Below are 12,881 nucleotides of genomic sequence, written 5' to 3' on the forward strand. Positions count from 1 at the left end.
AATATGCTAAAATAAGTGGGAATACAGGAATCAGATGGTTCCAAGAAAGCTTGGGTAAAGAGATGACCAATAAAGTATTGATTATTGAAGATGAAGACAACTTGGCACGATTTGTGGAACTAGAACTTCAACACGAAGGTTATGAAACACAAATTAAGGACAATGGTCGTGGGGGCCTTGATGAAGCGCTAGCCAATGACTATGATTTGATCTTGCTTGATTTGATGTTACCTGAACTAAGTGGGCTAGAAGTGGCTCGTCGTTTGCGTGAAGTTAAGAACACACCAATCATTATGATGACCGCTCGTGATTCAGTTTTGGATCGTGTTTCTGGTCTAGACTATGGGGCCGACGACTACGTAGTAAAGCCATTTGCTATTGAAGAATTACTAGCCCGATCACGTGCGCTACTACGTCGTATTGATATTGAAACAGTAGAACATGGTGCTACCAAGAGTGTAGTGACTTACCGTGATCTAACCATTGAAAAAGAAAATCGCATTGTCCGTCGTGGGGAGGACATCATTAACCTGACAAAACGTGAGTATGAATTACTACTTATTTTGATGGAAAATGTCAATGTGGTGCAATCACGGGAAGAATTACTTAAGAACGTTTGGGGTTATGACGCAGATATTGAAACCAATGTCGTCGACGTATACATTCGTTACTTGCGTAATAAGATTGATCAAGCAGGCGCACAAACATCTTACATTCAAACAGTTCGCGGAACTGGTTACGTTATGCGTCAGTAGACAATAGGGAGAACTAATGGCTATTTTAAAAACCATTACAAAAAGAGCACCTGATGACCGGCCCATTTCGCTACAACGTAAATGGACATTCGGTTCTATCATTGGTGTTTTTTTTGTATTCATTACATTCGCCTGGTTTCTAATCACTGCATTTTCTAATCAACTGATTCAAACCGAAAAGGTGAACTTAACCGCATCAATGGAGACTGTTGCGACTGAATTACAACGATTTAAGACAGATGACCTAACTGTTAATAATGTTGATAAGTTGAATGAAACGATGTCTCCCGCTGTCCAACAAATGACACGGGCTGACTATCAATTCACGATTTACAATGATTCAGCGACACAAATTTATCCCTTCAAACAAAACGAATATCCGTTTAAAAAGGGGACTAGTTTTGATTTAAAGCAAATTAACCATAATTACGAATCACGATTAGTCGCTGAACAACCTTTGTACAATCGTGGGGGAGACTTAATTGGTTATTTGCAAGGAGTCAACACACTAGCAACCTTACATGCAACGTTTAAGCGTATTTATTTGATTATCTTAGTATCAATTGTGTTAGGGCTGATTCTACTGTCTATTTGGAATTATTGGCTGGTCAACTATCTGACACAACCGGTTAAGGCGATGACGAATCTTGCGGATGAAATACGTCGTGATCCCAATTCACCAGAACGGGTCACGATTACAACACGTCATAATGATGAATTAACCGGGTTGGCCTCACTGTTAAACAGCATGCTAGATCAAATTCAAAGCTTTATCTCACAACAACAACGTTTCGTCGAAGACGTCTCGCACGAATTACGTACACCCGTTGCGATTGTCAAAGGACATATGGAATTGTTGAATCGTTGGGGAAAAGACGATCCTAAGATTTTGGCAGAATCAATTGAAGCCTCGTTACAAGAAATTTCACGTATGCAAGGACTTGTCCAAGAAATGTTAGATATGACTCGGGCTGATCAAGTTGAATTAGCATTCAAAAAAGAGAACACTGATGTACGCCAAGTCGTGCAAACCGTGTTTGCGAACTATCAAATGATTACGCCTGATTTCACATTCTATCTTGATGATGACTTGAACAAGCCAACGTTTGTGAATATGAGTCGTGATCATTTAGAACAGATTCTAATTATCTTGACCGACAATGCCGTTAAATATAGTCAAACACGTTTAGAAATCCACTTTGCAATGGCTAAACATGGTCATTTCGTGGAAATTGCAATCCAAGACTTTGGAGAAGGGTTAACACCAGAAGATGCTGATCACGTCTTTGATCGTTTCTTCCGTGTTGATAAAGCCCGCTCACGTAAGCAAGGTGGTAATGGGCTAGGATTAAGTATTGCCCAAAAGCTTATTGAAGGATATGGCGGTCAAATTTGGCTCGAATCCGCTATCAACGAGGGGTCAATTTTCCATATCAAGTTACCCATTAACAAATAATAGGAAAGAAGTAGTTATATGATTATTCGCCACGCGATTCTACACATTATTGATAAAGATTCTGGTAATCTAATCGCATCACAAGATGAAATGTCATTAGATACACCAACGGTGCATGATTACTTAGCCGGTATCATCAACAAATTTGACCAAGGTGATTTTAAGCCTGGTCAATTAACTGATGCCGACTACTTAGGCCAAATGATTAATGCCGAAAGCGATGTTTCATTCGTTGATCGTTCAACGCAATTAGCTGAGAAGCTATTCGCTATCATTGCCGCAAGTCCGGATGTCCCGGCGGGTGATCTATTTTTTGTGGAATATGCCGAAGGACAAGATGATTTCTTTGCCATTTTAAAGATGAATTTGGCACCGCATTACACCCATATGGTTGACTACCGTGAAAACGACTTGGTTAACCAAGTCATCTTAAATCAAGCGATTTTGCCAGATCCAAGTCAACGTATCCAAGAAGGTGTGGTTGTGAACTTGATGACTGGTGAATTCCAACTAGTCGAAAAGCAATACATTATTGATGGTCATCGTGTGAATTACTTCTCTGAAAAGTTCTTAGAAGTTGACCCTGAAGAATCTACCAAAGATAATATCAAAGCCATTAAGCAAACTGTTAAAAAGGTTGCGAACAAATTTGATATTCCTGAGCACGAAGCTTTTTCAAAAACACAAGATGCCATTCTAGATAGTATGCATGATAACAATGGTGATGTGCGAACAGCCGATATCGCTGATGCCGTATTTGCTGGTAATGTTGCTGCAAAGACTGCTTACAACGAAATTGCTACAGATAAATCACTTGATGAAACATTCTCTGTGCCAAATCAACAAGCGTATGAGAAGAAGTATCAAGTGCAAAGATTCAAATTGGATTCAGGAATTGAAATTGCGATTCCGACGGAACTATATCAAGACAAGACAAAGGTTGAATTCATTAATAATCCTGATGGCAGCATGTCCTTAGTCATTAAAGATATCGAATCGATTATTAATAAATTCACTTCGTAATGCATTGCATTATTGTCGCCATACTGTAAAAACGGTATACTTGAAAGAAGTTCGAAAATAGGAGAGTAGTAATGGATAATAAAAAGATTCGTCTTGGCGCGTTAGTCATGATGATGTTTACAACCATTTTCGGTTTTGGAAATGGTCCAGTTGCCTTCATGCAAATGGGATACGCCGCTATTATTTGGTACATCTTGGGCGCATTGTTCTTCTTCTTGCCAACATCAATGATGTACGCAGAATTTGGAGCATCGTTTAAGGATGCCAAGGGTGGTATCTATTCTTGGATGGAACGTTCATTAGGGAAAAAGATTGCCTTTATCGCAACGTTTATTGGTTTGGCTGCATGGTTTGTGTGGATGATTAACATCTCACAAAAAGTGTGGATCCCATTCTCAACAATCTTTGCTGGTAAGGACACAACCCAAACATGGTCAATCTTGGGACTTTCAGGAACACAAACAGTTGGTTTGCTAGCGGTTATGTTCGTTGCCACAGTTGCGTTCTTCGTAACACGTGGGGTTGAAGGTATTTCACGTATTTCATCACTTGGTGGAATGTTCGTTATGGCCATGAACTTCATCTTGGTTGCCGTTGCGGTAATCGTGTTGTTCGCAAATGGGGGGCACTTCGCTGAACCTGTTTCAGTTGAAGCCTTCATCGTGCCACAAAACCCAGCCTTCCAATCACCAATGCAATTGATTTCATTCGCTTTGTATGCTGTCTTTGCTTACGCTGGTTTGGAACAAATGGGTGGGTTGATGCCGGAAATCGATAAGGCTGAAAAGACTTATCCACGTGCGGCTTTGATCGCCACAACAGTTATTGGAATTGGATATGCGATTTCAATTTTGCTATGGGGAGTTACAACAAACTGGTTGAACCTTTCAAACATGGAATCAGCCAACCTAGGTAACGTCACATATGTGTTGATGAACAACTTGGGAGTTGAACTTGGTAATGCCGTTGGTATGTCAACAGCCGGAGCCGTGACATTGGGAGCTTGGTTCTCACGTTTTGCTGGACTAGGTATGTTCATGGCTTACGTTGGTTCATTCTTCGTGCTAACATACTCACCATTGAAGTCATTCATCCTTGGATCACCAAAGGAAATCTGGCCTAAGTCAGTCACTCGTTTGAACGAAAACGGTGTGCCTCAAGTTGCGGTTTGGATTCAAGCATCACTTGTTATCATCTTCGTTTTGGCGATTTCATTCGGTGGACAAAACGCCGGTCAACTTTACTTGATTATGACAAACATGGGTAACGTTTCATCAACACTTCCATACGTGTTCTTGGTTGCTGCATTCCCATTGTTTAAGCGTTTGAAGGATGTTGATCGTCCGTTCGTATTCTTTAAGTCAAAGGCATCAACAATTATTATCACTTTGATTGTTGAAGCATTAATCATCACATCAATTGTGATGACAGTGTTGCCACCATTCTTGAAGGGTGACTACTTCAACGCAGTTTGGACAGTTATCGGACCTGCATTCTTTGCAATCTTGGCCTGGTCATTGTACGCTCGCGCTGAACGTAAGCACGGGAAGCTTTAATTTATAAAAGATATAAGCACTTAAACTTAACAAAAGTTTAGGTGCTTTTTCTATGTCTACAACACATGTTCTTACTTTTTTAAAGTGTTTTATGATATAATCATTTAAAATAAACGAAAAGAAGAAGGAGTGTGCTCATGAAATTTGAAACAAATGCAATTCATGCCGGCATTCAACATGATCCTGAAACAGGAGCTGTTGTTCCAGCAATTTATCAAACATCTACCTACAAACAGGCAGAACTAGGTGGCACACCTGAATATGAATATACTCGTGGTGAAAATCCAACGCGTTTTGCAGTTGAATCTGTTATCGCTGCGCTAGAAGGTGGTGAATATGGTTATGCCTTCTCATCTGGAATGGCCGCTATCCACGCTGTGATGTCTGGTTCACTAAAACAAAATGACCATTTAGTTATGGGAAATGACGTTTACGGGGGTACTTTCCGTCTAGTATCACGCATCTTAACAGACTTGGGTATTGAATTCACAGCCGTTGATACTGCAGATACAGATGCAGTATTGGCAGCTTTACGTCCAGAAACTAAGATGATTTTCTTGGAAACACCTTCAAACCCATTACTACACGTCACGGATATTCGTGCTATTTCAGAAGCGGTTAAGGCTAAGAACCCTGAAATCGTAGTGGCTGTTGATAACACATTTGCCTCACCATATAACCAACGCCCATTGGAACTAGGGGCTGACATTTCTGTTTCTTCTGGAACAAAGTATCTAGGTGGTCACTCAGACGTTGTTTCTGGATTTGTTGTGGTTAATGATTCAGAATTAGCGAAGGGCATTAAGTTCATTCAAATGTCTGTTGGAGCAGTTTTGTCACCACAAGAATCATTCTTGGTACAACGTTCATTGAAGACTTTGGCGCTGCGTGTAGAGCGTCATAACGAAAACGCACAAATCTTGGCTGAATTCTTGAACAATCATCCTAAGGTTGCGAAAGTATATTACCCAGGACTCGTAGGCACACCCGACTACGAAATCGCTCGTAAGCAAATGTCTGGCTTTGGTGGAATGATTTCAATCGAATTGAATGAAGGTCTATCAACTAAGGACTTTGTCGAAGGCTTGGATGTCTTCATGTTAGCTGAATCACTAGGTGGAGTAGAATCATTGATCGAAGTACCTGCTGTGATGACACACGCATCAATTCCTAGCGAAATTCGTCGTGAAAATGGGATTTCAGACGAACTTGTTCGTATTTCTGTTGGGATTGAACACATTGATGACTTACAAGCTGATCTGGCAAAGGCCCTTGATCGTTTGTAAAATCCATCAAGCCTAAAATGGGAGTGGTATGATGATTGCTAAAATGCGAACGATGCTATATGTGGATGATGTCGAAAAAGTTGCGTCATTTTGGATTAATCTAGGCGCTGTTGAAATTGAGCGTACAGCTTTGCCGGATGATTCTGTAAATCTTGTTGTACAATTATCAGATCAAGTCGAACTATCATTCTTTACCAAGAGTTTTATTGAAGCATTTTCACCTGAGGTATTGGGAAACACCCCATCATTAATGCTATTCACTGATAAACTTGTTACGCTACATGCTAAAATTCCAAATGCACTACCGATTACAACCCAAAACGGGCTTGAATCATTCGCATTTCCGGATCCAGAAGGCAATTACTTTGTCTTTGCTTCAATGTAAAGTAGAAACTTAAATACAATTATCGACTATCATCGATAGACACCCTTTGAATACGGTAAAAGTATATCTTTTATCTGTTATTCAGAGGTTTTTTTATTTGTTATTAACGTTTCATTCGTTTATAATTAGGTTTAACTTAACCAGACGGGGTTTCATTAACTTTAAAAGGAGGGCCTAATATGTCATTACCCACAACGGATGAACCACGCCGTAAATTAATGGTTATCGATAGCAAGAGTTTCTATGCCAGTTGTGAGTGTCTTGCATTAGGCTTGCATCCTCTAAAAACCATGCTGGTCGTTATGAGTACACAAGATAAACGCACTGATGGGTTAGTTTTAGCTTCATCACCATTGGCTAAGACGGTCTTAGGGATTACAAACGTTACACGTCGTAGTGCTGTGCCTAATCATCCGGATTTGATTATCGTTCCGCCACGTATGTCTTACTATATTGCGAAAAACAAAGAAATTAACGACATTTTTCGCGAGTTTGTGGCAGAAGAGGATTTGCATATGTACTCCGTTGATGAATCAATTTTAGACTTAACTGATTCTTGGCAGTATCTACAATCTAAATATGGTTCAGATTTAACGATGGCCAAGTTGGCGCGTATTATTCAATTACGAGTTCGCGATGCTGTGGGTGTTTATTTGATGGTAGGCATTGGTGACTCACCCGCAATGGCAAAAATGGCCTTAGATATTGGGGCAAAAAAATCAAAAACGTTCATTGGTGAGTGGTCGTTTGAAACAATTCCGGAATATCTTTGGCCTATTACTGATTTCGATAAAGTTTGGAGTATTGGCACTAAAACAGCCGAGAAGTTACAACGTTGGGGCATTCATAGTATGGGCGACCTAGCTCACACCAACCCATATGAATTGCGCCAAAAATTCGGCAAAGTGAAAGGCGATGCACTTTATGCGTTAGCCTGGGGTGTCGATCGTAGTCGAATTGCGCACAAACATACACCGAAAAATAAAAATTACTCGAATAGCCAAGTGTTACCAACCACATATACTCAAACCGAAAAAATTGCACAGGTTATTCGCGAAATGGGCGAATTATTAGCTGGACGACTTCGTTCACATCAACATGCTGCACAAGTTATTTCATTGTTTGTTACTGATGGACGCTATACATCAGACAGCTCTGGCTTTTCAGCACAAATGAAAATCCCCGCTACAAGTCAAACGAGGCAAGTTGTGGCAGCACTCATGACTATCTTTAATGACCATTATCACCGGACTCCCGTGAGATATATTGGTGTATCTGCGGACCAAGTCATTCCCGATATTGGTAATCAAATTGACTTGTTTGACGGTGCCACCGCAAATATTAAACAAACTGATTTAGATGCGACGCTTGATCATGTGCGCCAAAAATTTGGCAATACCGCTGTGTTTAAATCCAGTTCAAAATTACCAGGAAGTACTTTATTACAACGAGCTAATTTAGTTGCTGGTCATGAAGGAGGGGAATCATGATGAATTCAACGCTGTCAGAAGATGACATTCGTTTATTTTTTAAACAAGATTATCATGATCAAGGTATGGCAAAATGGCAAGGTTTCCGATTATCTGAACATACCGAGGCCGTATCACAATATATGGCCTCTGAAAAAGAACAACAAAATGCCCAGTATCGACCCGAAATGACACCGCTTGAAATTAGCCAGATACTCGCAAAAGCCTGGCAAAAAAAATTATTCATTCAAATTCAATTAAGTGCACAAACAACGGAAGGACAGATTAAGCCAATCCAAGCCGGCAAAATACAAGGGTTCACGGATGATGATACGCTTGTACTTAACCAACAAGAAATACCAATCAATTCGATTCGTTGGTGTGCATTAATCGAAAAAAGTCAGACAATATGATAGGTATCTGATATACTTACTCATTAGTCTATAAATGATTGGGGTGATTCCAATGAAGAATGTTATCTAAAAGCATGATACATGCCTGTTAAACAGGCGTCATACATTTTGGAGGACCTATGTCGAATATAATCATTAAAAATATGTCATTTGCCTATGATGGCGGTGATGCTATTTTTAATCAAGTGAATTTAAATCTTGATTCATCTTGGAAACTTGGCCTAATTGGCCGAAATGGCCGTGGTAAAACCACGCTCTTAAAGATTTTACAAAACAAACTTGATTATCAGGGAACAATTGAAACCAGCGTCCCTTTGAAATACTTTCCAGCAAATATTTCTGATGATACGGTCTCAGTACAAACGATTCTCAATCAACTCGTCCCCATTGAATATCAATGGATGGTTGACCGTGAACTATCTTTACTGGGCCTTGATTTGGCAGACATCTTGGATCGTATGTTTGCAACATTATCTGGTGGTGAACGTACCAAAGTTTTGTTAGCAATTAGCTTTATTGATGATGAGCACTTTATTTTATTAGATGAGCCCACAAATCATCTCGATATCAATACGCGAAGTCAAATTACAAGTTATCTAAACGCAAAAAGTGGCTTCATTGTCATTAGTCATGATCGTTCATTTTTGAACGCTGTTATCGATCATGTCGTGGCAATTGAACAAACACAATTACGTTTGTATCAAGGTAATTTTGATGTCTACGAACACGAAAAAGCTTTACGCGACCAAAGTGAACAAGCGGAAAATACCCGACTAAAACGTGATATTAACCGTTTAACTGAAACGGCGCGTGAAAAAGCACAGTGGAGTAATAGTCGAGAACAAAGTAAGTCAGGTAGTCGCACCGAATTTAATAGTAAGAATCGTGGTGATAAAGGGTTCGAAGGCGCCCGAGCTGCACGTACAATGAAACGCTCAAAGAGTCTATTGAAACGCAAAAATGATGAGGTAAGTCAAAAGGAAAAACTCCTAAAGGATATTGAAGTATCAGAACCACTCACAATGGCACCGCTTCAGTCACCGCATAGCGTTTTGTTATCTGTCTCAGAATTATCGATTGGCTATACTGACCGACCATTAATTAATCCCGTATCATTTGAGTTGTCAACAGGCAAGGTCCTTGCCTTAACGGGTGATAACGGAACGGGTAAATCTGCGTTAATTCGTGCGTTACTTGAGCAACAAGACTTGATTGTCTCTGGTAGCTATCATTGGGCAAGTCAGCTAATCATTAGTCAGGTCCAACAAGACACCTCTGGATTGAGCGGTACACTAGCGGACTTCAGTGAAACGCATCATCTAGTTCTTGAAGAATTACTTGGCACGCTCTTTAAACTTGGTATTCCACGCCAAGTATTTACTCAACAGTTAGAACAGATGAGTGAAGGGCAGAAGAAACGCGTTGAATTAGCTAAGTCATTATTGACGCCAGCTCATGTATTTATTTGGGACGAACCACTAAACTATCTAGATGTATTTAACCAAGAGCAAATTGAAGAGCTTATTACCCAAGTGCAACCAGCAATGTTAATCATTGAACATGATCAAACATTTTTGAACACCATACATGCACAACAAGTTGCGTTAGAGGCATTCACTGATTAAAGTTAAAGACTCAGAATACTCAAAGTCCCACAATCATTAGACTGTGGGGCTTTTACTTTAGGCATGTATCTCTAATTAAAAGTGATATGATGTAAGTAACTTATTAAAAAGAAAGAAAGAAGGCCTTATTATGGCAATTTTCGTATTATTAGCATTTGTTTCGGGCTTATTTCTATCGAATCAAAGTCCCATTAACACGCGACTAGGTTATCGCTTAGGATCACCTTTTCTATCAGCATCTGTGTCGTTTACCATTGGAACTATTTTTCTAGGTTTGATTACTTGGATCCAAATTGGTGCGTTATTGCCCAGCGGTGCGTTTGTTATTGAACATCCCTTATGGATTTGGTTAGGTGGGGTATTAGGGGCGATTTTTCTAACCTCAAACATCTTGTTGTTTCCACGGATTGGGGCGGTTAAGACCGTTGTTCTACCATTAGTTGGGCAAATTCTAACTGGACTAGCCATTGATACCTTCGGTTGGTTTGGTGCTTCAGCTACAAGTTTCTCATTAATCCAAGCACTAGGTGTTCTAATTATGTTTGCTGGACTATTTCTAACTGTACTTACAAAAAACAATAGTCAAAACACTGATGCCACCAATCTGACAACCAAATTATGGATGATTTGGGCGGTGATGATTGGGACGTTTTCAGCCATGCAACAGGCAATTAATGGTCATTTAGGTGCCTTATTAAATTCACCGGTTCAGGCAGCATTCATTTCATTTGGCATTGGCATGATTTTAATTATCATTGTAACCGCCATTTTGGTGAAACAATTGCCAACAATGCGTGCCATTAAACAAACGGAACCTTGGGCATATGCGGGTGGAATTCTGGGTGCTTTATTCGTCCTAACAACCGTTATCAGTGTTCCTCAAATTGGAACAGGATTAACCATCATGGTTGCCTTACTAGGACAATTAATCGGCTCAATATTTGTTCAACAATTTGGTTGGTGGCATTCAAATAAAGCAGGTGTTCAACGTAAACAAATTATTGGGATTTTGATTATGCTAGTCGGCATTGCGATTATTAAGTTTATTGGTGCCTAGCATTTTATGCTTCATTCGTTGCAAAACAGTGACTATTAAATGCGCACGGTTTGCGGGTATTCCTTGATAACATGGTATTTTGAACGTATTTAATGTCGTCTAAACATGCTATAATCAACGTACAAGTTAATAGGACGGTGGCTAACTTTCATCGAAAGGTGGTGATGTGTATGGTGTAATTACCCAACTCATCAGAATCTGTAGAAAGGAGTTAGCTAAATATGTCTCTAGTAGAGCTTATCAATGTATTGATAAACCTCGCTAGTGCGTTGTTACCTTGGCTGATGTATTTCGACCAACGTAATGACAAAAAGTAGACACAAAAAAACCGCCTCTATATACTTTGACGAGTAAGGCGGTTTGATTATCAAATTAACAGCCACCGTTAAGGTTAGCTTGCGGAAAGCTCACTGTTGGTAGCAGTGGGCTTTTCTTTATGTCTAAATTATACCATGGTTAATTCGATTAGACAAAACGACTCATCCACAGTTCCGTAATTTATCCTGTATAATAGTAAGGGATTATTTAGAGGAGAGACACCATGTACCCATTTATACCATATGCCTTAGTGATTAGCGTCTTCGTGACTTGCATTGCGCTATATATGAGCTACCGCTCAAATAAAGTCCGCTTATTAAACGGTATGTTATTAACATTCTTATTAGGAGAAGTGGGCTTACTAACAATCGTTGCCTTAACAGCATTAAACAATCCACAAGTAACAATGCTTTTTGTTTTGTTATTCTTGGTAATTTTCATTCCGATTATTATTGTGATGTCGTGGGCAGGGGTTTTATTATTGATTAACGCTTTCTTTGTTCTACGAAAAGAAAGTCATTCGTTAGGTAATCTATTAACGCTATTTTTGGGAATTGGCATCCTATTATTACCTGTAATTTTGAATTTATTTGATGCGTTGTTCCCGTATTGGCTTGCGCAAGGTATTCGTAGTTTAACCGGGGCATTAATCGGCTACTTTATCTTTTGGCTAATTAGTTTTGTGATGTCATTTATCTTGTATGTCTTATTCCGACCTAAGTACAACCAAGCATACATTATTGTGTTAGGCGCTGGCTTAATTAATGGTCGTGAGGTCTCAGGCTTACTAGCATCTCGAATTAAACGTGCGATGCAGTTTGCCGACAAACAAGAACAAAAAGGGAATTCACGCCCAATCTTGATTATGTCTGGTGGACAAGGGGCAGATGAAGCGTTACCTGAAGGTGAAGCGATGCGTCAATATGCAATTGATCAAGGGTATCCAACTGACCTTGTAATTGCAGAAAAAGAATCCACAACAACCTATGAGAATATGTTGTTTTCAAAAGCCATTATTGAAGAAAAAGGGCTGCCCTTAAATAATGGGTTGTTTTGTACCAGCGACTATCACGTCTTTCGAGCTGCTGGTTACGCCCTCCGTGTTGGTTTGAAAATTGATGGGATTGGGGCAAAAACAAAAAATTACTTTGTCTACAATGCCTTTATCCGCGAATACATCGCAATTTTAGCTAACCACAAGAAGTTTCATGCCATTAGTTTAGCATTAATCGCTATTTCAATTATTAGTTTGTCAATCTTTATGGGGTATACAACAAATTGGCAATAATAGATTACCTATTATTAATAACTGTGATTAACAGCCATCCTATCCAAGGATGGCTGTTTTTTTCGCGCATTCATTAGTATGTGATTACGTACACACAGAAAATAACTAGTCGTTGTCATGGCAGGCGTGACCGCTGCTTCTAATATATTAAAAGGAAAACTCGCAGATTTCTATTTATTATGTTTGGTCCTGGTGAAACTAATGAAGCTCATGTCATTAATGAATATGTGTATAAAGATATGTATCTAAA

General features: G+C 39.5%; 11 protein-coding genes. All 11 read left to right on the forward strand.

Annotated features, from left to right (window positions below; all coding sequences use genetic code 11):
* Window positions 1-62: 62 nt before the first annotated feature.
* The 11 genes from KHQ31_RS02915 (at window position 63) to KHQ31_RS02965 (ending at window position 12,631) form a co-directional block, all read left to right on the forward strand.
* Entirely contained in the window at window positions 63-755 is a 693-nt protein-coding gene (locus KHQ31_RS02915; RefSeq protein ID WP_213409495.1) for a response regulator transcription factor, read from the forward strand.
* Between the two features lie 16 nt (window positions 756-771).
* A complete protein-coding gene (locus tag KHQ31_RS02920; protein ID WP_213409496.1) occupies window positions 772-2,211 on the forward strand; it encodes a sensor histidine kinase in 1,440 nt (479 codons plus the stop codon).
* Between the two features lie 18 nt (window positions 2,212-2,229).
* Entirely contained in the window at window positions 2,230-3,234 is a 1,005-nt protein-coding gene (locus tag KHQ31_RS02925; RefSeq protein ID WP_213409497.1) for a nucleoid-associated protein, read from the forward strand.
* Between the two features lie 71 nt (window positions 3,235-3,305).
* Window positions 3,306-4,790, forward strand: a complete 1,485-nt coding sequence (gene yjeM, locus KHQ31_RS02930) for a glutamate/gamma-aminobutyrate family transporter YjeM (protein WP_213409498.1) — start codon at window positions 3,306-3,308, stop codon at window positions 4,788-4,790.
* 137 nt (window positions 4,791-4,927) lie between these two features.
* Window positions 4,928-6,076, forward strand: a complete 1,149-nt coding sequence (locus KHQ31_RS02935; protein ID WP_213409499.1) for a trans-sulfuration enzyme family protein — start codon at window positions 4,928-4,930, stop codon at window positions 6,074-6,076.
* Window positions 6,077-6,104: 28 nt separating this feature from the next.
* Window positions 6,105-6,461: a VOC family protein gene (locus KHQ31_RS02940; RefSeq protein ID WP_265583742.1), complete on the forward strand. Its 357-nt coding sequence runs from the start codon at window positions 6,105-6,107 to the stop codon at window positions 6,459-6,461.
* A gap of 179 nt (window positions 6,462-6,640) precedes the next feature.
* Window positions 6,641-7,951 carry a Y-family DNA polymerase gene (locus tag KHQ31_RS02945; protein WP_213409500.1) on the forward strand — a complete coding sequence of 437 codons (1,311 nt, stop codon included), beginning with the start codon at window positions 6,641-6,643 and terminating at the stop codon, window positions 7,949-7,951.
* On the forward strand, window positions 7,948-8,343 hold the full coding sequence (locus KHQ31_RS02950) for a hypothetical protein (protein ID WP_213409501.1): 396 nt from the start codon (window positions 7,948-7,950) through the stop codon (window positions 8,341-8,343). Before KHQ31_RS02945 ends, KHQ31_RS02950 begins: the two co-directional genes overlap by 4 nt.
* A gap of 119 nt (window positions 8,344-8,462) precedes the next feature.
* A complete protein-coding gene (gene abc-f / locus KHQ31_RS02955; protein WP_213409502.1) occupies window positions 8,463-9,968 on the forward strand; it encodes a ribosomal protection-like ABC-F family protein in 1,506 nt (501 codons plus the stop codon).
* Between the two features lie 130 nt (window positions 9,969-10,098).
* The gene (locus KHQ31_RS02960) at window positions 10,099-11,025 is read left to right on the forward strand and encodes a DMT family transporter (RefSeq protein ID WP_213409503.1); all 927 of its coding nucleotides are present in this window, start codon (window positions 10,099-10,101) and stop codon (window positions 11,023-11,025) included.
* 541 nt (window positions 11,026-11,566) lie between these two features.
* The gene (locus tag KHQ31_RS02965) at window positions 11,567-12,631 is read left to right on the forward strand and encodes a YdcF family protein (RefSeq protein WP_213409504.1); all 1,065 of its coding nucleotides are present in this window, start codon (window positions 11,567-11,569) and stop codon (window positions 12,629-12,631) included.
* Window positions 12,632-12,881: the final 250 nt, after the last annotated feature.

Source organism: Weissella ceti (assembly GCF_018394055.1).
Taxonomy (GTDB): domain Bacteria; phylum Bacillota; class Bacilli; order Lactobacillales; family Lactobacillaceae; genus Weissella; species Weissella ceti.

What these genes read in the sequence shown, in the direction of transcription:
- KHQ31_RS02965 (WP_213409504.1), top strand. Translation starts at nt 11,567, where the DNA reads ATGTACCCATTTATACCATATGCCTTAGTGATTAGCGTCTTCGTGACT.
- KHQ31_RS02920 (WP_213409496.1), top strand. Translation starts at nt 772, where the DNA reads ATGGCTATTTTAAAAACCATTACAAAAAGAGCACCTGATGACCGGCCC.
- KHQ31_RS02935 (WP_213409499.1), top strand. Translation starts at nt 4,928, where the DNA reads ATGAAATTTGAAACAAATGCAATTCATGCCGGCATTCAACATGATCCT.
- KHQ31_RS02960 (WP_213409503.1), top strand. Translation starts at nt 10,099, where the DNA reads ATGGCAATTTTCGTATTATTAGCATTTGTTTCGGGCTTATTTCTATCG.
- KHQ31_RS02915 (WP_213409495.1), top strand. Translation starts at nt 63, where the DNA reads ATGACCAATAAAGTATTGATTATTGAAGATGAAGACAACTTGGCACGA.
- yjeM (WP_213409498.1), top strand. Translation starts at nt 3,306, where the DNA reads ATGGATAATAAAAAGATTCGTCTTGGCGCGTTAGTCATGATGATGTTT.
- KHQ31_RS02925 (WP_213409497.1), top strand. Translation starts at nt 2,230, where the DNA reads ATGATTATTCGCCACGCGATTCTACACATTATTGATAAAGATTCTGGT.
- KHQ31_RS02950 (WP_213409501.1), top strand. Translation starts at nt 7,948, where the DNA reads ATGATGAATTCAACGCTGTCAGAAGATGACATTCGTTTATTTTTTAAA.
- KHQ31_RS02945 (WP_213409500.1), top strand. Translation starts at nt 6,641, where the DNA reads ATGTCATTACCCACAACGGATGAACCACGCCGTAAATTAATGGTTATC.
- abc-f (WP_213409502.1), top strand. Translation starts at nt 8,463, where the DNA reads ATGTCGAATATAATCATTAAAAATATGTCATTTGCCTATGATGGCGGT.
- KHQ31_RS02940 (WP_265583742.1), top strand. Translation starts at nt 6,105, where the DNA reads ATGATGATTGCTAAAATGCGAACGATGCTATATGTGGATGATGTCGAA.